Below are 19,345 nucleotides of genomic sequence, written 5' to 3' on the forward strand. Positions count from 1 at the left end.
CCGCTGTCGGCGTAGGCTTCGTTGACCACGTCCCAGGCGTAGATCTTGCCCTTGTAATGGCCCATGACGCCGTTGATGTGGTCGATCATCGCCTGGCGCAGCGAGCTGCCCGACAGCGACTGCATCCAGCCGGGCTGCTGGCCGTGCCAGGCCAGCGTGTGCCCGCGCACCCGCTTGCCGTTCTGCACGGCCCAGTTGTAGACCCGGTCCCCGTTGGCGAAGTTGAACTGGCCCCGGTTGGGCTCGGTGGCGTCGATCTTCATCTCGTTCTCGGCCGTCACCATGTTGAACTCGCGGCCGGCGATCGTGGTGTACTGCGAGTCGCCGAGCCGGCCCGCGCTGATGGCGGTGCCGAAGTATCGCCCGCTCTGCGCGGCGGCCGCGCCGAGCGTACTCGCCGCCGCTCCGGCCGGCATGGTCGGTACGATCACCGCGGTGACCACGCCGAGGACGCCGACGGCGGCGGCGATCAGCACCCGCGGGCTCCTGAGAGGCCGCGGCGGAAGTATGGCTTTGATCCCCATGACTGGCTGCTCCAGACTGAATCACGAGAAAGCGGACACGCGGGGGTCATCCCGCACGATCGACGCCGCGTCCCGTGATCAGGGAACGCACACCACCAGGGCATCGCGAACGGCGGTCCTCGCCGCGCACCACCACGAGCAGGAGGAGGCCGCCTTGGGCCACAGTCTGGAAACCATCCCGAAATGTGTCAAGGTTTCGGCGAAAGTTTCAGAGTGACGCTCCTGCCGTCACGGGCGGCGACCCCCGATAACGCCTGATGAGCCGCACGCCCGTCCGCCGCCCCCTCATGGGCGCGAAGTGCCGTCCTTGACGTCGCCTCTTCCTCTCGTATTGGCTCCGACCTGTCACCACGACCATCTGACAGAAAAGGAACCGCGACCGAGAAGAAGACGTGTGAGCGTTAACAGCCGACCTGGGGCCACCACCCAACGGCCATGATGCGGGGCGGTCCGGCGGACAGACACCACGTCCCCGGAGCCGCCTCTCGGAGAGTCACTGATGAGGAGGTTCATGACGGTCTTTCACCGTCAAGGTCGCGACCGCGCCGAGGGCGATGCCAGCGAGGGGTGTGATCGCCGGCCCCTACGTGCGGCCGTGTCCCCGCAGGGCGCGCTCTGGCTTTCCGGAGGTCATTTGCGGTAGCACTCCGTCAAGCCGTCCTGCGAGACGCCATCAGGCACCTCGACCTGTGCGGCCTGCCCTGGAGCGGGGTCTTTGACCTTGTACCCGTGATCGCGGAGGCACTGGAGGGTCTTGAGCTCTTTCTCCTTCGCTTCTTTGTCGGACATCTTCGGCTGGTCGTCAGAGGCCGTGGGCGGCTTGCCGATCTCCTTGATGCAGGCGTCCCTCGCTACCTCGTACGCGTCCTGCCGGTCGCCGAAGTCGATCTTTCCGGCCTCCTTCGGAAGCACGAAGCCCTTGTCACTCAGGCACGACCGGAACTTGACCTCCCATTCGGTGTACTTCTGGTCGGCCGTAACGGCGGAAGCCGACGAGTTGTTCGGCGGCCCGCTCGACCCGTTGGCGTCGCCGCAACCGGCCAGCAGGCCCGCGAGGCAGGCGAAAGCCGCGAATGCGACGCGAGTACGAGGGAGGTGAAGTGTGTTGGGCATGGTTGGCCACCCTGCGCGGTGCGAGTGTCCGCGCTGTCGCGGTCGCGTATCCACGACCGCTTGGCTACGTATCGAGTGTGTGTCAGCCCCTGATACACCCCCAATACGTAGCCAAGCGGCCTCCGATACGTGACCGCCGCCGCATGGACACCTGTACCGCGCAGGGTGTCGCAAATGCGAAGTCGTCTTCTTCTCGTCGTCCCCGTGGCGCTGGCCGCGCTGGCGGCGACCGCGACTCCGTCGTTCGCCCTGCGCGGCGGCGTCGAGTCGGTACGGCCGTACTCGTTCATGGGCTCGTTACAACGCGCCGAGTCCCCGCGCGCGGACGGCCATGTCTGCGGAGTCACACTGATCGCGCCGCAGTGGGTGGTCACCGCGAGCCACTGCGCCCGTACGCCCAATCAGGCGCCGGTCGGCACCCCTCGGGGCTGGCGGGTGCGCGTCGGCTCCCTGAGCGTGACCTCCGGCGGCGAACTGGCCGAGGTCGACAGGTTCTATCGGTACTCCACCGAGGTCTACGGCAAGGATCTCGCGCTGCTGCACCTGCGTACCCCGGTTCGGGCGAAGCCGGCGCGGATCGCGCCGGTCACGCCGGCCGACCGAACCGCCACCCGCATCATCGGCTGGGGCGTGACCTGTGACGAGCGCGCGCCGAAGTGCTATCCGGACCGCCTGCGCGAGGCCGACACCGTGGTGCAGCCCGACTCGAAATGTGAAGTGAGCGGCATCACCGCGAAGCGTGAGCTGTGCGTGGGCAGCCCGGACGGAAGCATCTCGGCCACCAACATGGATTCCGGCGGCCCGGCGCTGGTCCGCCGCAGTGGCAGCTGGCTGCTGGCCGGGGCGGTCAGCGGCAGCAACAGCAATGACACACCGACCGTGTACAGCGACGTGTCGGTGTATCGGAAGTGGATCCGGGGCATCGTCACGGGCAGCGCGGTTCCGCCGGAACCGCATATGCCGTCCCTGGAGGGTGCCGCGCAGTTCGGTGAATGTTCCGGCGCCGTGGTCCGCACCGGGAGCGACCGGGCGGAGGATCCGGCCCTGCTCCTCACCAACGGCCACTGCGTCCAGGGCACCCGCCCCGCGCCGGGGTCGGCGCTGGTCGATCAACCGGCCGCCCAGCCGGTCACGATCACCGACCGCGAGGGCTACCCCAAGGTCGAGGCCAGGACGACCCGGCTGGTGTACGCCACCATGACCGGCACCGACATCGCCCTGTACCGCCTGAACCGGACCTACGCGGAGCTGGCCGCCGCCGACGCCAAGGTCTTCGACCTCACCACGACCCCGGCCGCGGCCGGTGACCGGGTGGACCTGTTGTCCGGCAACTGGGGCCGCCGCTGGAGCTGCGCGGTGCAGGCCGTGCTGCCGGGGCTGCGTGAGGGCGGGTACGAGCAGGAGAACGCGCTCACGTACACCAGCGCCTGCGAACCGGGGCATGGCGCCTCGGGGTCACCGCTGATCGCCCCGGACGGGCAGACCGTGGTCGGGCTGCACAGCACGAGCAACGACGACGGGAAGAGCTGCACGGAGAACAATCCGTGTGAAGTGGACGCGGCCGGCCACGTGACGGTGCGCAAGGGCGCCCATTATGGGCAGCAGGTCGCGGCCGTGCCCGCCTGCTTGGCACCCGGCTCGGTGCTGGACCTGTCCCTTCCCGACTGCACGCTGCCCCGCCCAGCCGCCTGACGGACGGCGCCTCGGACGCCGGCCGGATCCGCTCCTGAACAGCCTCGCGGCGCGATCACGACCACTGAGCACACCGAATCCCTCATCACCCGAGCACTCGCAGGAGATCGATCACGACCTCGCGCCCGACCGTTGCCGCTCCTTCTTCCTGGACCGTTCAGGCGCTCTGTGCCGCTGTGACACTGCACGTCGTCGCACTGCTGTTCCAGGCGGTGACGGCGGGAATCTTGCTGTCCTCACCCAGCGGCCGGGCGCTGCACATTCTCTTCCGCTCGGGGTACTGTTGTTCGGCGGCGGCGTCGCGCAGCCCTTCCGAGTCCTGGCGCGGCCAGGAGCCGCGTGAGGCCGAGGCGGCGGCCCTGCTGTCACCGGCGCGGCTGAAATCTCGATAGCGCGGACACAGCAGAGCCGACAGACTCGGCAATCAACGGAGATCCAGTTCTTCGACGGCTGGTTATGGAAGATCACCAGTTTTACTGGATCTCCGTCCCAAGTCCTGAGACCTCACGTGCTTGACAGCGCCACGAGCGCCTTAACTACCCGGCCTTGGGGCAGGGCCCGTGGCTTACGGGCGAACTGCGGGACCACTCGCACAACACAGCCCACCGAAGAATCGGGTTAAGCCGATGCGATCTTGCGTACGACCGCCAAGAAGACAGCACAAGCTAAAGACCGAAAACAACGCTAAACACCATCAAACGGATATTTTATTGGCGCCTTCCGCAAGGCGCGAGAGATCTGAACCGCCGCTGGTCGGAGGGCGTTGAGCAGCCCATCTGCTTCTTTGGGGCCCACCTCTATCAGGACGGCGACCGCAGCCAAGAGGATGTTTTCGCTTCCGTGCTGGAGAACAGGGACCGCGTACGAGTTTAGCCCAATCGTCCGTTCTTGATGACAGGCGGCATAGCCATATTTCCGAATATCGTTGAGCTCATCTTTCAAACACTGAGGAGAGGTGATCGTATAAGAAGTGTACGACGCAAGCTTGCTCTGGAGGATTCTTTTCCTGACCTCAGCAGGTGCATATGCGAGAATGGCCTTTCCCACGCACGTGGCGTGCAGCGGTAAACGACCGCCCACGCGGCCTACAGGCTGGACAGAAATGTTCTTGAGGAGCCGCTCCACAACCAACGCCTTGTCATCGGCAGGCATGGCTAGCACCACGTGCCCACGAGTTGACTGGTACAGGTCTTGCAGAACTGGCATAGCGATATCGCGCAGAATCGAGGCGCGCGGGCACCGCGTACCGATCTCCCAGATAAGCCTGCTCAGGCAGTAGCGCCCAGACGGCAGTCGCTCCAGAGCGCCTTGTGTCACAAGCTCTTGGAGCCAGCGATGCGCGGTGCTCGACGCGAGCTGCGTTCTCTCACAGATCTCTGTGAGAGACAGTTCGATCTGATCACCGGCGAACGCCTTCAAGATCGACATCGCCCGGGCAACGCCCGACTGTCCGGAGTTCTTGCCGCTCCCCGCCACTGAGTCTCCAGTCAGTTGCGACCCTGCCATTAAGCCAGGTCAGCCCGCACGATTCCCGCTGAGCGGGATCGTAGTTCATCCGCGGCTCGCGTATCGCACATAGTGTTCCAGCACGCACAAATCGGCATGAATCCCGGACCCCGGCGATGACATGTCTTATTGGGGCATTTTGGGCATATGTTCCAGCCTGGACGTTATATTATCCACGTTCCGGACCTTCGGCACCATATGTCGGATTCACTCATGCCCGCATTGCGATCTTCATGGGCTGGAGGTGTCGGATTGGATGAATGGATGGGCCCACCCGCCAGGGCCCTCCGTTACGGGTTCTTGCTGCGGCTATGGGATGCCTATCAAGGCTTTCAGGACGGGCGCCGCCGCATTCCTTCGATGTCTCATGCCACCGAATCTGAATCTGATTCTAAAACGGCCTCGGAAGTCCGAGTGATCACCCCAAAGCTGGAATACCTGCGCCACCTCGCCCGGGATCAGATTGATCAGGAGCGGAGCGCACTCCTGTCGCGCACTGGATGCCTCCAGCCGGAGCTGGCTGGTGCCGAAGAACGACGAAAGTCGGCCGAGCGCCAAGTTCACATGGCCCGGCAGCGATGGGAGGAGGCACGCGAGCCAGTACCAGAGGAAGACCTCAAAGAGCGGCGGCTGGCCGAGTCTTTCCGGGAAGGGCGGACGGACTCCCTGGTACGGGCACGTCGACTGGCCGACCGCGATAGGAGGCGGACCACGGCCGAGAACGAATGGGCCAAAGCGGAGAAAGACCTAGCCGCAGCGGTGCAAGCAGTTGAGGGACTGAGGCAGCAGATCGCATTTGAGGAGGCGGCCAGCCGGTCGCGGGCGCGGCGCGTGCACGAGTTCATAAGCCGACGCGCAGCCTCGTACCTGCAACAACTCGTCCGAACCCACCCACATGGGCCCGATCTCAACGCCCACCTCGAACTGCTCGGACCCGACCTGCCGAGGTGGGCCCACGAACCGACTGAGCTCTACGGCTCAAATCCAGTTCCTGAGGAATCTGCACGGCATCAAACAGGAGGAGAGACTGCGAATGGCATGGTGGCACCTTAGGCGCGGCGGCTTCCGCCTGCGGCGCGCGCCGGAGCCCAGGCGGTTCGTCCCCTCGGATGTCGACGAGAATGCTGCGCTCGCGGAGATCACGCGTCTGGTGGAGGGACTGGCGCCTGGCGGGGTGGACGAAGCAACTGGGCACTCCCTCGACAACCTCATCAACTCAATGCTGGCGGGCTGGGAGCAGGGAGTCCAGGCGGAATTCGCCGCGTACAGCGCGGAGGCCGCCAGGCTCGTAGGCATGGCGAATGCGGCCGTGATTGAGCGCCAACCAGCAGAGGCCGACGACCGCCAACGCCTCGCGGACGCGTGCCTCGCCCTCAACGCGGCCCGCTCTCGCCTGGTGCAGGGGGACGACGGTTCCTCAAACATTGTGGGTCCCATGAGTAAGGGTGACCCGGCCAGCGATACCGACCTCTCACGCAACGACGACCCGACGAGCGAACCCCACCTTATGATCGACAACGGCTCGGCGGGCGTAGGCCGCTTTGTGCGCTGGGGTGATCGGGGACATTCGGATCCCGCGCTACTGGCTGGGTGGCCGCGGGTGCCACTGCTGCTCCACACTGCGGCGCTGACCATCGCCGTGGGCGCCGACTGGGCCGCTTTCCTACAGGTGGTGAAGCGGGTTATGCCCTCGGAGTCCAGCCCGACCACGTCCCTGGTGGTGGCCGGGTTCACGGGAATCGTGGTCTGGCTCGCGCATTCCGCCGGCGTGATGTTCCGCGACATCAGGGCAGGATCGGCGGGAGCGAGTCGCTTTCTGCCCCTCCTCTGCGTGTTCGCGTGGGTCGCGTTCGGTACCGCAGCCTTCGCGGCTCGCCTCGTGCTCTCCAAGCCGTCCCAGGCGTTCGGTCCGCAGGAAGCGGACGACCACCTCCTTTCTGCGCTGTTCTTCCTGGCTTTCTTCCTCGGCACCGGCATAGTCGCGGGCGTGGGGGCATATCTCACCCATAACCCCCTCCGGTCAGCTTATGGTCGAGCGCTGCGCGTCCACGAGCGCGTACTTCGGCGATCCATCGCCTCAGCCCGCGACCTCGCTCTGGCCGAGACTAACCGGTCCGCCCACGCGAGCGAGCTCATCGCAGCACGTCAAACCCTGCTGCACTCTCTTCAGGTCCGCCTAGCCCTCGCCGAGCGGCTCAAACAGATGGCTCGTGTGCTGATCGCGCAGCGGGCGCAGGACCCGGCCGTCACCGACGCCATCCTCGAACCCGATCTACGGCCCTACGAGTGGCGGCCAGGCACTGCAAACAACACTCCGTCGGCCCGATCAACCTCGTGACCGACCCGGACCTCCTTACTGATCGAATCCCTTCTGGAAGACACGCTGATGCATCCATCCGTACGCTCGTCCGCGACCTTCCTCTCTGTCGTCGCGCTCCTCGGCCTGTCGCTCAGCGCCTGTTCCGAGGATTGGGAAGGCCCGTCTCCCACGCCCGCAACGGCCTCGCTGGGTTGCGAAATATCGGGCAGCGGCACGCTCGCGCTGGCTGTGGGCTCACACGCGAACGCCCCTGCGCCCCGCATAGATCCCGCCCTGGTCGATCTGATGAAGCAGAGCGTCAAGGCCCGGCACAACATCGTCCTTGTACGGGTCGACGGCGCCCCGGAGGTGGTCTTCGATATCCCCTTCACTAGCAGCGCAGGAAACGACGTCAGCCTGGAGGACGACATCAACTCCTACCTCACCGCGGTCGAGCAGAGGATCAAGGGTGACGTTCCTGCTAAGGCGCCGGAAGTGAATGTGCTGTCCGCGTTATCACGGGCGGCCCGTAGCACCGAGCCCGGCGGCAATGTCGTTCTCATCGATCCCGGTCTGCAGACCACGAAGCCTCTCGATTTCCGAGAAGTAATCGACGCGGAACCGTCCGAAGTGGTCGCGCACTTGCGCAAGCAGCAGCTCATCCCTGACCTCACCGGTCGCAAGGTCCTGCTCTCGGGGCTGGGCGACACCGCCTCGCCTCAGCCCAAACCAGATTCCCGCCTTTACCAGAACATCATCGCTATCTGGAAGGCAATCGCACAGGCCGGCGGGGCCGCCTGCGTCGCGATAGACGGCAAGCCGAACGACCAGGCGGCCCCCACAGGTGTCCCGGCCGTCAGCGTCGTTCCCCTGCCATCCGTGCCCGACACATTCACCGCCTGCAGCCAGGCGGATCTGAGCGACGGCAACCACGTCGGCTTCCTGCAGGGTAGGTCGGAGTTCCGCGAACCCGCCGAGGCGAGGAAAACACTCACCAACCTCGCGAGCACCATTCGCAAAGACGACCTCCGGGTAAAACTCATCGGCAACACCTCATCGGAGGGCTCGCAGGAGCACAACCTCAGGCTCTCCAAGGAACGTGCCAATGCGGTGAAGCAGGAGCTCATCAAGCTCGGTGTGTCCGCTGAAAGTATCACCGCCGAGGGCCATGGTGAGAAGGGGCAGAACCGGATCGACGACGTCGCGCCCGACGGCACGCTGCTACCAGGCCCTGCCGCGCGCAATCGCAAGGTCATCGCCCAACTGACTTGCCCATCCACATGAAACCGATCCCCTACGGTCCGCTCGCTCGACTGACCGACTGGTATCACGGCTGGCGCGACGGCTGGGCGGAAATTCCCTCCCCAGCTGTCCACGGTTCGCGGGGCCGACCTGTCACCACCCCACACCGAGATGCCTTAATACGCCGCGCACAAGACGCCTTCGAACACGAACGACTCCGCTACGAAACGGCCCGCACCAGGGCGCTGGCGCGCAGAGCCGCAGTGTCGGTGGTCAAACCGCATGTCCAGGACCGAGCCGCGCGGGCCGAGAAACAGTTGGCCGCCGTATCCACTCCGCTGTCCACCGAGATGCAAACACAACGACGTCTCGGAGAAGAGCGCCACGATGACCCGATCGTGGTTGCCCGTCGGCTGCGCGAGCAGGGCCGGCAGGTGCGCGCTGCGCAGGACGCCGTCCACGACGCGCACGCGGAGCTCGCCTCTCTTGAGGGGCAGATCGCCGCGGCATCCGAGGAGGCCGACGGGGCCCTCAGTGTGACCACAGCACGTATACGGCGCATCCACGAGCACACTCATCGCAGGCTCGCCGTGTATCGGCGAAGGCTAGTGCGTACGCACCGGCATGGTGCCTGGGTCAACGACGTGCTCAGCTCCCCATCCCCGGAGATCCCAGGCTGGGCGCTGCTCGGCCCGCCCGCTCCCGTGCCCACCAACGCACCGCGACCGCGATGGGAGGAGGGGCCATCACCTGACGAGCCGCCGACGTTGCAGCTAATCCCCCTGGGTGACATTACGGTCTTCGGCACCGATCCAGACGCCGATGTCGTGCTCGACGCGATCTCGGCCGCGACGCGACATTTCACGTTGCGGCGGGAGGGCGCCCGATTTCGCCTATTGGACCACGGGCACGGGCACGGGCCGTACATCGCCGGGCAGCCCGTCAAGTCTGCGATGCTCTCGCCGGGCGACTATTTCGACTTCGCCGACCACCGCTACCGCATTAGCGAAGACGGCTCCGGCCTGGAGGAAACTCCTCTCAGCGGCTGCGCCCTCGTCGTCGCAGAGGTGTACGCCAAGAGTGGCGACAAGTCGCGCCTCACTCGTATGTCGTTCGTTCAGCGGGACAACACCCTGCTCGCGATCCTCGGCCCCTCTGGCGCTGGTAAGAGCTCGCTGTTCTCAGCTCTGCTCGGAGAGCTCGAAACGGATGGCGGCGACATATTCTTCCGCAATCTCGACCTCAAAACCCACGCCCGGCAGATCCGGGAACAGCTCGGCTTCGTCCCACAGGAGATCGAGCTGTATCAGACACTCACGGTACGGCGTCTGCTGCAGTACTCAACATGGCTGCGCAGCCCCTGGCGGCGGCCCGAGCGCAATAGGCGCGTCGAGGAGGTGTGCGCCCAACTCGGTCTCGAAAAGCAGATCGACCAGCTCATCACAACGCTTTCCGGCGGGCAGCGCAGACGCGTCTCGATCGCGCTGGAACTGCTCACCAAACCTCGTCTTCTCATGCTGGATGAGCCCACCTCTGGTCTCGACCCCGGCATGGACCGCGAGCTCATGACGTTGCTGCGCGAGTACGCCGACGACGGCAATACCGTCATCGTCATCACTCACGCGACCGAACACCTGGACAGGGCAGGGCACGTGCTCGTCGTCGTCCAGGACGGTCGGCCGGTCTACTCGGGGCCGCCGGAACTAGTCAGGAGCACGCTTGAGGCCGAGAGTTACGCCGACCTCATGAAGTCGCTCACCCACAATCCATTGCCGCCCGCCCTGCGGTACGCCGACGACAGCCAAGCCGCCGAGGCGGTCGCGGAGGCTGAACGCGCGAGAATGTCGACGGCCCCTCCACCCCGCATGCGCCATCGCGGCACGGCCCGGACCTTCATTCGACAGCTCTCGGTGCTCGTCCTGCGCCAGATTTCCCTCCTGGCCACGCGTGGCGCGTCCAGGAATCGCGGCGATGACGATCGCAAGCTCATCGAGTGGACGGGCAGGAGCAGGGTGGTCCTAGCGCCGTTCATCATCGCCAGCATCTCGGCGGCGCTGGCCGGCTGCGTGACCGGCAAATCCGGCCTTGGCGGCAGCGCGGCGCCGACGGCCCTGAGCCTGCTCACCACACTCTGCGTGCTCAGCGGCCAGGCGCTCACTTATAGCGACATCGTTTCGGACTACCCGATCATTCGAAGGGAGCGCCGCACCGGGACGTTGACACTGGCCGTGTTGCTGGCTCGGTGGCTGGTCTACGCCGTCGTCGCTGTGGCGGAGGCGCTGCTGATAGCCGCGCTGTTCGTCTGGATCAGGCCGGGGCCCGCGCACTCGCTGGTTTTCGGGCCAGCGGTGGAGCTCTTCGTCAGCCTGGCAGCCCTCACCGTGGCGGCGATGTCGCTCGGCTTGCTTATCTCGGTGGTCGCACGAAGGCTGGAACAGGCCGTCGCGCTGGTGACAGCAACGTCAGTCGCGCAGATCGCGCTGAATGGCGTCACGGCTGACCTGTCCGGCAGCCAGCCTTTGACCGCCCTGTCCGCCCTTCTTCCAGACCGGTGGGGACTGGCCGCCGCAGCCTCCTCGCTCGATCTGCGTGCCCTGACCGGTCCCGGAACGCCGAAAGACGCACTGTGGCGGCACGACCTCCACCAGTGGCTGTTCGACCTCTTCGCGCTCGGGATAGTGACGCTCGCCTGCTTTGCGGGGGCCACCCTGTGGCTCTTGCGACGCCTCAGTAGACACCAGTGAACAACTCCAACGGAGACATTCATGTCATCGCCCATCATCTGGCTGATTGCCTGCGTGGCAGCAGGATCATTCATCTTTACGATCCGGTACGTACGCAAGAAGCGGGTCAGCGCCGCCGGAAGCAGGAGACAGGAGGCAGACCAACCCGCGTCATCGTTCTGGACGTGGATGGAGCGCATCGGGTGGCTCTTCAGCATCGTGTCTGGGATCGCAGCAGTCTGGACTCTCGTTGCCCCCGCCTCGCCCGGCCCCGCTTCGGCGAAACCTCCCTCCCCAGATCCATCGTCCGTGGCCACGAGCAGCAACGACTATCTGCTGAAACCCTGCTCGTGGACCATCGTTTGCAACGACGGCGACAAGGTGGACCTTGACACTGGCACCCCTGGGCACGGCAGTTCCTCCATCCAAGTGGGAGCAGCCAGGGAGGGCGGACTGGCCGAAATCATTCTCGAAGATGACCACATCCACGGGCCCGACACGACCCGGCGCTTCGTAATTGCTCCCGGCACGGCCGCCAGTGCCGACGATTGCGTGAACCTGCTTGCGCATGAGAACTACCGGCAGCTCGAGGTTCGGATGGACGATCTCAAGCAGGGCGCCAAGGTCTGCGTTGAGACGAACGAGAAGAAGGTGGCGCTGGTGAGCGTCATGCGGGTCTCATACGAGCCAGTCGAGCTAGAGATCGCCTTCACGACGTGGGAGGTCTAGGTTAGTGGCGGCCACGATCGAGGGCATGACCGACCCGTCGGCGATCCGCAGACCCACGATGCCCCGGACACGCAACTCCAGATCCACGACGGCACGTTCATCAGTGCCCATGGCGCAGGTTCCCACGTGCTGAAAGAACGAACCCGTCGCCAGCTTGACGTACTCGCGGAGTTCTTCGTCGCTTGGGACCGGTCTCGGTGGTGATCGAACCGCGGCCTCGGCACAGATCGTGCCCATCATCGTGGAGGCGTACTCGCTGACGCCACGCGAACGAGAGGTCACCGAATGCGTGGCCCGCGGGCTCAGCACGTCGGAGATCGCCACGCAGTTCCACCTGTCGCCGCGCACCGTGCGCGACTACCCCAAGGCGATCTTCGCCAAGGTGAACGTCAGCAGCCGCAGCGAACTGGTGGCCAAGTTGTTCGGCGAGCACTACGGGCCCCTGCTGCACGCGGACGACGCGGATCTGGTGCACGTCTACGACTCCTGAAGTCCGGTGCGGATCGGTCCGTTCAAGCGCGGCCTTCCCCAGGCGATCAGTCGCCGGATGCTTTTCGTGCTGCCGCAGCGTATTATTACGTGCCACAGAAAACAGCACGATATTAAGGAGCACCAGCGTGCTGAAACCGCGTGGCACCGAGGTCTGTCAGCATTGCGGAAAACCCTTCTCCTCCCAGTCAGCACGTGGACGCAGGCGTGAATACTGCGACTCCACCTGCCGTAGCGCCGCGCGACGCATCCGCGACCGCGCCAAGGATGTAAATGAAAGCTTGACATTCTCATCTCGTAAAGCAAATATTGACGACGTGACGGAAGTGGCGGCACCGACCGACCTGGCGGACACAGCCCGGAGGCTGGTGGAGCGACTGAGCGCTCCGGATGCGTCCCCGCTGGACGCGGTGGTCGTCACCCGGGACCTCGCGCGTGCGGTCGACCAGGCCATGCGGGCAGCGGTCGACAGAGCACGCGCGACGGGACACACCTGGCAGGAGATCGGCGACGTGCTCGGCTCCAGCCGGCAGGCGGCGTTCCAGCGGTTCGGCCGGCCACTCGACCCAAGGACAGGAACACCCATGATCGACAAGATTCTGCCCGGCGCCGCCGACCGCGCTGCCGCCCTGGTCGCGGACCTGACCGACGGCCGCTGGGAGGAAGTACGCCGCGACTTCGACGAGACGGTCGCCGCCGGCCTGAGCGCGACCAAACTGGCCGCGACCTGGGCACAGGCGGTCGGCATGGTCGGCGCGTACGAAGGCATGGGTGAGCCGGTGCCCCACCAGGCGGGTGACCACACCATCGTGGACATCCCGCTTTCCTTCGAGGCGGGCGAGCTGACCGCCCGCGTCGCCTACGACGGGGACGGCAAGGTCGCCGGGCTTTTCCTCCGGCGTCCCGACACTGCGTAAACCACTCGAATCAAAGAGATGAAGTGACCCTGTGATGTTCTTACGTGAGTTCGTACGCGCACGGAATGATCGCGCGCCGCGTCTGGGCGCCGGTCTGTGCGCGTTCGCCCTTCTGGTGAGCGGGTGCGGGAGCGGGTCGGCCACCCGCGTAACCGCCTCCCCCATGGCCGCCGTTTCTCGTACGACCCCCGCCTGGGTCGAGGAGGAAGTGAGCTTCCGGGTGGACGGGATGACCGTTTACGGCACCTGGCGCCATCCGGCCCGGCCGGGCGCGAAGGTCCCGGCTGCCCTGATCATCGCGGGCAGCGGTCCCACCGACCGCGACGGCAACAGCGCCGGGCTCAGCGGGATCGACACGTACAAGACCCTAGCCGGGGTGCTGTCTGCCGGCGGCGTGGCGAGCCTGCGCTACGACAAGCTCGGGAGCGGCAAGACCGGCCTCGGGCCGTACGCGTCCAAGATCGCCGACATCGGCATCGCCCCATTCGAACACGAGGCCAGGGCGGCGCTGGACTTCCTGGCCCGGCGGCCCGAGACCGACAAGCGGCGGCTCACGGTCATCGGGCACAGCGAGGGCGCCCTGTTCGCCCTCCTGCTCGCCACGAAATCGAGATCGAAGACGGGCGTCAGCAGCCTGGGCCTGCTCGAACCGCTGAGCCGCCGATACCTCGACATCCTCAGCGGTCAGATCACCACCCAGATCAAGGCCCAACAGCAGGCAGGTACGATCACCGGCGCTCAGGCGGCCGAGGTCGAGGACGCCCTGGCCAGGGCTGTCGCGTCGCTGCGCGCCAACGGCACGGTCGCGGCGAACCTGCCCGGCGGATTGTCGAACGTGTTGTCCCCGGCGAACGCGAAATTCCTGTCGGAGGTCGACCGCGAGGACCCGGCCAAAGTGGCGGCCCGGCTCAAGGCGCACACCCCGGTTCTGCTGAGTTGCAGCGATGCGGACATCCAGGTGAGCTGCGACGACGTCGAGCACCTGGCCGCCGGGCTGGCGAAGGCCCCCGCCGCCACCGACTTCATCCGCCTGACCGGGATCAACCACGTACTCAAGGAGGACCCCAGCCGGACCGCAGCCCACTACACAGAACCCCTGCCGTTCTCGTCCCAGCTCAAGCAGGCGCTCCCCGCGTTCGTCCGGGCTTCCTGAGGACGTTCATGGCAGGCGAATGTGGTGGCCCTGCCAGCGGGCGCGCAACCAGCGCGTCACTCACCGGCGGGACCTCCGGTCTCCAGGAGGCGACCGTCCGCCAGCTCCAGCCACCGTTGTACGCCGATCGCGGCGAGAAAGCGTTCGTCGTGGCTGACCACCACGAACGCTCCCTGGTACGCGATGAGCGCGCCCTCCAACTGCGCCACGCTGACCAGGTCGAGGTTGTTCGTCGGCTCGTCGAGCAGCAGGAGCTGAGGCGCGGGCTCGGCGTACAACACGCAGGCCAGGGTGGCCCGCAGCCGTTCACCGCCGGACAGCGCCGCCACCGGCAGGTGCGCACGCGCGCCGCGGAACAGGAAGCGGGCCAGCAGGTTCATCCGCTCCGCCGCCGCCATGCCGGGGGCGAAGGCGGCCAGGTTCTCCGCCACGGTGCGCTCGACGTCGAGCAGGTCGAGTCGCTGCGACAAGTAGGCGACCCGCCCGTCTGCCCGCCTGGTCGTGCCGCCGTCCGGCTCCAGCTCGCCGCTGATCAGGCGCAGCAGGGTGGACTTGCCCGCACCGTTGGGGCCGCTCAGCGCGATGCGCTCGGGGCCGCGTACGGTCAGGTCGACGCCCGGCTCGGCGAACAGGCCGCGAGTCCGCAGGTGTTCGCCGAGGAAGACCGTGCGTCCGGCGGGTACGTTCGTCCCCGGCAGCTCCAGCGCGATCCTCTGGTCGTCGCGCAGCGCCCACCCGGCCTCGTCGAGCCGGGCCTGGGCGTCGCTGACCCGTGAGGCGTGCATCTGGCCCGCTCGGCCGGCCGACTCCTGGGCGCCGCGTTTCATGTTCCCGGCGAAGATGCGCGGTAGCCCGGCGTTCTTGAGGTTGCGGGCGGCGTTGCCCGCCCGGCGCTCGGCCCGCTCGCGGGCCTGCTGCATCTCCCGCTTTTCGCGCTTGAGGTCCTGCTCGGCGCTGCGCACGTTCCGTTCGGCGGCTTCCCGCTCGGCGCGTACGGCCTCCTCGTACGCGGTGAAGTCGCCGCCATAGAAGCGGACCTCGCCTCGGTCGAGCTCGGCGATGCGGTCCATGCGGTCGAGCAGGGCCCGGTCGTGGCTGACGACGAGCAGGCAGCCGGTCCACTCGCCGAGTACGTCGTAGAGCCTGCGGCGCGCGCCGAGGTCGAGGTTGTTCGTCGGCTCGTCGAGCAGGAGTACCTCGGGACTTTTGAGCAGCTGCGCGATCAGGCCGAGCGAGACGACCTGGCCACCACTGAGCGTGCCCAGGCGCCGGTCGAAGCCGATATCCGCGAGGCCGAGCCGGTCGAGCTGGGCACGGGTGCGCTCCTCGATGTCCCAGTCGTTGCCGATCGTGGTGAAGTGCTCCTCGCTCGCGTCGCCTGACTCGATGGCATCCAGCGCGGCGATCACCGGGGCGATGCCGAGCACTTCGGCCACGGTCGGCTCACCGACGAGGGGCAGGTTCTGCGGCAGGTAGCCGAGCACCCCTTCGACGGCGACGCCGCCGGAGGAGGGCCGCAGCTCGCCGGCCATCAGCTTGAGCAGCGTGCTCTTGCCCGCGCCGTTCGGGGCGACGAGGCCGGTACGGCCGCCGCCCACGGTGAAGGACAGGTCGTTGAAGACAGGGGTGTCGTCAGGCCAGGAGAAGGACAGGCCGGAACAGATGATGAACGCATCGGACATGCGACAGACCTCGATACGAGACCCGGGCGCGCGAATGGGCCCGGCAAAGGGACAGGGTTGGGGGTACGACGACGAGGGCCACGTCGGCGGCGGTCATGCGCGCCTGCCGGGGCCGGTCAACCTCCGGTATCACCCGGAGATGTCGTCGTCACCTGCCATGTCTGGTCTCCTAAGGTCTGAACACGAGCGTTTATCACCGTAGCAGCCGTCGGGGCCAGAGCGCGTCGGCCGTCTGCCACTTCTTCTCGCGCAGCCCGGTAAGCAGCCGGGTCAGCGGGCCGGTGGGGTGCCGACTCCTCGCAGCAGGGTGTCGACCACGATGTCGGCGGCCTGTGCGGCGCTCAGCTCGGACAGGTTCGCCGCGGCGTGTTCCATCAGCGACGGCAGGACCGTGGCCACCCAGCCGCGCGGCAGGTCGGAGCGCAGCAGGCCCTCGTCGGTGGCGCGCCGCAGGAAGGCGTCGACCTCGTCGATCAGATTGCGGCGACGCTCGCGGATCGCCATCTCGCGGAGCATGAGGCTCGTTTCCACGGGCCATTTGCGGTTGACGGCGATGATGCCCTCGACGTAGCGATGCAGCGCGACCGCGACCGGGGCCTCGCGCAGTCTGGCGGCCTCGATGGCCTGCTCGACCGCGTCGTAGCGCGCTCCGTAGACGGCGGCCATGAGGTCTTCGCGGGAGGCGAAGCGGCGGTAGACCGTGCGGCGGTCCACCCCCGCCTCGGCGGCGATGGCGGCGATGGTCGCTGAGGGGTCGTCTGCGAGCATGCGGGCGCCCGTGCTCAGGACGCGTTCCAGGTTGCGTGTCGCGTCTGCTCTCACCTGCCCAACATACCCCCCTCGCGTAGCACATGGCATAGCTTTGCTTCACAGTTATGCGGCGATTAAGTCAGCAAGTGCTATATTGATGTGACAGTTAATCGAGCAAAGGAACCACCCATGGCCAAGACATGGCTCATCACTGGCGCCTCACGCGGCCTCGGACGCCGCCTCACCGAAGCCGTCCTCGAAGCGGGCGACCAGGTCATCGCCACCGCACGCAACCCCAAACAACTCGATGACCTGGTGGCCCGCCATGGCGACCGGATCCGAGCGGTCGCACTCGACGTCACCGACGCCGCCGCGGCCTCCCGAGCGGTCAAGGCGGCCACCGACGCCTTCGGCGGCCTCGACGTGGTCGTCAACAACGCCGGCTACGGCAACAGCGCACCGATCGAAGAGATGGCCGAAGACGACTTCCGCGCCCAGATCGAGACCAACCTCTTCGGCGTCGTGAACGTCACCCGGGCCGCCCTGCCCGTCCTGCGCACCCAAGGATCAGGAGTCTTCGTACAGTTCTCCTCCGTCGGAGGACGTGTCGGCGGTACCCCCGGAATGGGCGCTTATCAGACCGCGAAGTTCGCCGTCGAAGGCTTCTCCGAAGTCCTCGCCAACGAAGTCGCACCCTTCGGCATCAAGGTCATCATCGTCGAGCCGGGGGCGTTCCGTACCGACTGGCAGGGTTCCTCCATGGAGATCCACCCCGTCGGCCCCGACTACGAGCAGACCGTGGGCGCCATCCACCGCTTCCGACGCGACACCGACGGCACCCAGCCCGGCGACCCCGCCCGCGCCGCCAAGATCATCATTGACGTGGTCCGGGACGACGACCCACCTCGGCGGCTCCTCCTCGGTAGCGACGCCGTCGCCCTCGCCCAGAAGGCCGCCGAGATCCGCGCCGCCGAGACCGAGAAATGGGCCGACGTCAGCCGCTCGGCCGACTACCCCGCCGATGCCGACGAACGCTAGCCACCAGAAACCCGTGCGTCACTCGTGTGGTTGTGGGGTGGTGGGGCGCCCGGGCAGGTCGTGCTGGGTGAACATGTCGATCAGCAGCCGGATCGGCAGGCCGGCCTCGGTCGGGTAGCGGAAGTGCTCGTCGAGGTTGAGGCTGTAGTGGTTGCGGCGGCCGACTCTGTCGCGGGAGAGGTAGCCGGCCTGGTGCAGGTCGGTCACGATGCCTTGCACGGCGCGTTCGGTGATGCCGATGCCGGCGGCGATGTCGCGCATCCGCGCCTGTGGGTCGCGGGCGATCTCCAGCAGGACGCGGGCGTGATGGGTCAGGAACGTCCAAGTGGACGAACGGTCGTCGGATGCGCTCACGGGTCTTCACCTTCTCCGCCCCCGGCGGTTAACAGCAGCTGCGGGGCGGACTGTACCCTCTCTTCCCAGAAGATCCTATGGGGAAAAGTCTTTCCGGTATCGGTCTTCGGGATTAAAGTTCGGATGCGAGGAAGGAATCGCGCCCGTACTCGGCCAGCCCTGAGAGGACGTCATGACCGTCGTGCCGCAGTCGGCCGCCTGCTGAGCGGGCCGTCAAGCCGCCATGCCCCCTTTGAGCCTGGACAGCCAACGCCTGATCACCGGCGTGCTGATCACCGTGACCGGCGAGGTGGACACCACCAACGCCGCCCAATTGGAGACCTACCTCAGTCGGCAGGTCCGTGCCGGCGAGCCGTTGCTGCTCGACCTGGGCGGGCTGACCTTCCTCGACAGCATGGGCCTGCACCTGCTGATACGCCTCAACGCGGCCTTGAGCGAACAGGGTGCCGCACTCCATCTGGCGGCCGTACGCGGCGCACCCGCTCGCATCCTCGAGATCACCGGCCTGTCATCGGCCCTGAACATCCACACCACCGCGGAGCAGGCCATCACCAGCATGATGGCCGAGCAGGCCCAGCCATAGGAGCCTGCCCAGGACTCATCCGCTGCTCATGCTGGTACTTGACTTCATGTCGACATGAAGTCGCATGCTTGCCCCCATGTCTTCCGAACAACAGGAATCGCTCATCCGGCTGCTGGACGTCGTCGACGCCCTGCCGGACGCTGTCGGGTTGCGCGCACGGTCGTACGAGCTGCTTGATCTTCCGCACGGCTCCGCCGTGGTGGATGTCGGGTGCGGCGCCGGGCGGGCGGATCGTGCTCATCGGGCAGGACTGGGACACCCTCGTCATCGACTCCGACGACCCGGCGCTCACGCGGACCATCGTCCACGCGCGCGCCGACCAGGTGACCAGCCCCCGGGCCGCCCGTTCCTATCGCAACCTGCTGCTCGACGCCGGGTTCGAGGATGACCGCCGTGGAGACTGCCGAGCCGGTCTCGTCGAAGGTGCTCTATGAGGCGGTCGGGCCGGTGGGTGGCTCGGCCAGGCGGCTGTTCAAGGTGTGGCGGAAGGCCGGTCTGCGGGTTCACGCGGCGGCCTGACGTCGGCCTCCTGTTAGCGGCGGCCAGTCGGC

Annotated in this window: 19 protein-coding genes; 12 read left to right on the forward strand and 7 right to left on the reverse strand. The window is 66.6% G+C overall.

The genetic code is table 11. The features are described 5' to 3' along the window. Window positions 1-476 (reverse strand): endo-1,4-beta-xylanase (locus AB0C30_RS49025; RefSeq protein ID WP_357957387.1); only part of this gene is annotated, 476 nt, incomplete at its 3' end. A 678-nt stretch (window positions 477-1,154) separates the two neighbouring features. Then, on the reverse strand, window positions 1,155-1,637 hold the full coding sequence (locus AB0C30_RS49030; RefSeq protein WP_357957389.1) for a hypothetical protein: 483 nt from the start codon (window positions 1,635-1,637) through the stop codon (window positions 1,155-1,157). Between the two features lie 174 nt (window positions 1,638-1,811). On the opposite strand from AB0C30_RS49030, the gene AB0C30_RS49035 reads away from it, so the two are divergent. Together AB0C30_RS49035 and AB0C30_RS49040 are read left to right on the forward strand one after the other, a co-directional pair. Next, entirely contained in the window at window positions 1,812-3,329 is a 1,518-nt protein-coding gene (locus AB0C30_RS49035) for a trypsin-like serine protease (protein WP_357957391.1), read from the forward strand. 176 nt (window positions 3,330-3,505) lie between these two features. Next, on the forward strand, window positions 3,506-3,721 hold the full coding sequence (locus AB0C30_RS49040; RefSeq protein WP_357957392.1) for a hypothetical protein: 216 nt from the start codon (window positions 3,506-3,508) through the stop codon (window positions 3,719-3,721). Between the two features lie 292 nt (window positions 3,722-4,013). Here AB0C30_RS49040 and AB0C30_RS49045 read toward each other — a convergent pair whose 3' ends face one another. Further along, a complete protein-coding gene (locus tag AB0C30_RS49045; RefSeq protein WP_357957394.1) occupies window positions 4,014-4,805 on the reverse strand; it encodes an IclR family transcriptional regulator in 792 nt (263 codons plus the stop codon). Between the two features lie 1,063 nt (window positions 4,806-5,868). Between AB0C30_RS49045 and AB0C30_RS49050 the strand changes: the two genes are divergently transcribed. From AB0C30_RS49050 to AB0C30_RS49065, 4 genes are read left to right on the forward strand one after another with little or no spacing between them, the layout of a single operon-like run. Next, entirely contained in the window at window positions 5,869-7,173 is a 1,305-nt protein-coding gene (locus tag AB0C30_RS49050; RefSeq protein ID WP_357957396.1) for a hypothetical protein, read from the forward strand. A 48-nt stretch (window positions 7,174-7,221) separates the two neighbouring features. Beyond that, a complete protein-coding gene (locus AB0C30_RS49055) occupies window positions 7,222-8,418 on the forward strand; it encodes an OmpA family protein (protein ID WP_357957398.1) in 1,197 nt (398 codons plus the stop codon). Further along, window positions 8,415-11,120, forward strand: coding sequence for an ATP-binding cassette domain-containing protein (locus AB0C30_RS49060; protein ID WP_357957400.1), 2,706 nt, complete (start codon window positions 8,415-8,417; stop codon window positions 11,118-11,120). The genes AB0C30_RS49055 and AB0C30_RS49060 overlap by 4 nt, the downstream gene beginning before the upstream one ends. A gap of 21 nt (window positions 11,121-11,141) precedes the next feature. Further along, window positions 11,142-11,828, forward strand: a complete 687-nt coding sequence (locus tag AB0C30_RS49065) for a hypothetical protein (protein WP_357957402.1) — start codon at window positions 11,142-11,144, stop codon at window positions 11,826-11,828. On the opposite strand, the gene AB0C30_RS49070 is transcribed toward AB0C30_RS49065, so the two are convergent. Further along, window positions 11,796-12,068 carry a GMC family oxidoreductase gene (locus tag AB0C30_RS49070; protein WP_357957405.1) on the reverse strand — a complete coding sequence of 91 codons (273 nt, stop codon included), beginning with the start codon at window positions 12,066-12,068 and terminating at the stop codon, window positions 11,796-11,798. The two genes, AB0C30_RS49065 and AB0C30_RS49070, sit on opposite strands and share 33 nt — an antisense overlap. Here AB0C30_RS49070 and AB0C30_RS49075 point away from each other — a divergent pair. The 3 genes from AB0C30_RS49075 (at window position 12,058) to AB0C30_RS49085 (ending at window position 14,387) form a co-directional block, all read left to right on the forward strand. Beyond that, window positions 12,058-12,318, forward strand: a complete 261-nt coding sequence (locus tag AB0C30_RS49075) for a helix-turn-helix transcriptional regulator (protein WP_357957407.1) — start codon at window positions 12,058-12,060, stop codon at window positions 12,316-12,318. The genes AB0C30_RS49070 and AB0C30_RS49075 overlap by 11 nt on opposite strands. A 316-nt stretch (window positions 12,319-12,634) precedes the next feature. Further along, the gene (locus AB0C30_RS49080; RefSeq protein ID WP_357957409.1) at window positions 12,635-13,234 is read left to right on the forward strand and encodes a DUF3887 domain-containing protein; all 600 of its coding nucleotides are present in this window, start codon (window positions 12,635-12,637) and stop codon (window positions 13,232-13,234) included. Window positions 13,235-13,265: 31 nt separating this feature from the next. After that, entirely contained in the window at window positions 13,266-14,387 is a 1,122-nt protein-coding gene (locus AB0C30_RS49085; RefSeq protein WP_357957411.1) for an alpha/beta hydrolase, read from the forward strand. Window positions 14,388-14,443: 56 nt separating this feature from the next. Here the strand turns inward: AB0C30_RS49085 and AB0C30_RS49090 are convergent, their stop codons facing one another. After that, window positions 14,444-16,069 (reverse strand): ABC-F family ATP-binding cassette domain-containing protein, encoded by a 1,626-nt coding sequence (locus AB0C30_RS49090; protein ID WP_357957413.1) that lies wholly within the window; start codon window positions 16,067-16,069, stop codon window positions 14,444-14,446. Between the two features lie 270 nt (window positions 16,070-16,339). Beyond that, on the reverse strand, window positions 16,340-16,891 hold the full coding sequence (locus AB0C30_RS49095) for a TetR family transcriptional regulator (RefSeq protein WP_357957415.1): 552 nt from the start codon (window positions 16,889-16,891) through the stop codon (window positions 16,340-16,342). Window positions 16,892-17,008: 117 nt separating this feature from the next. Here AB0C30_RS49095 and AB0C30_RS49100 point away from each other — a divergent pair, with 117 nt between their 5' ends. Next, window positions 17,009-17,857, forward strand: coding sequence for an oxidoreductase (locus AB0C30_RS49100; RefSeq protein WP_357957417.1), 849 nt, complete (start codon window positions 17,009-17,011; stop codon window positions 17,855-17,857). A gap of 18 nt (window positions 17,858-17,875) precedes the next feature. Here the strand turns inward: AB0C30_RS49100 and AB0C30_RS49105 are convergent, their stop codons facing one another. Then, window positions 17,876-18,211 carry a helix-turn-helix domain-containing protein gene (locus AB0C30_RS49105; protein WP_357957419.1) on the reverse strand — a complete coding sequence of 112 codons (336 nt, stop codon included), beginning with the start codon at window positions 18,209-18,211 and terminating at the stop codon, window positions 17,876-17,878. Window positions 18,212-18,443: 232 nt separating this feature from the next. Here AB0C30_RS49105 and AB0C30_RS49110 point away from each other — a divergent pair, with 232 nt between their 5' ends. Both AB0C30_RS49110 and AB0C30_RS49115 read left to right on the forward strand, forming a co-directional pair. Then, complete coding sequence (locus AB0C30_RS49110; RefSeq protein ID WP_357957421.1) at window positions 18,444-18,794, forward strand: STAS domain-containing protein; 351 nt, start codon at window positions 18,444-18,446, stop codon at window positions 18,792-18,794. A gap of 173 nt (window positions 18,795-18,967) precedes the next feature. Then, window positions 18,968-19,228 carry a hypothetical protein gene (locus AB0C30_RS49115; protein ID WP_357957423.1) on the forward strand — a complete coding sequence of 87 codons (261 nt, stop codon included), beginning with the start codon at window positions 18,968-18,970 and terminating at the stop codon, window positions 19,226-19,228. Window positions 19,229-19,345: the final 117 nt, after the last annotated feature.

The organism is Nonomuraea sp. NPDC048901 (genome assembly GCF_040649695.1).
GTDB lineage: Bacteria > Actinomycetota > Actinomycetes > Streptosporangiales > Streptosporangiaceae > Nonomuraea.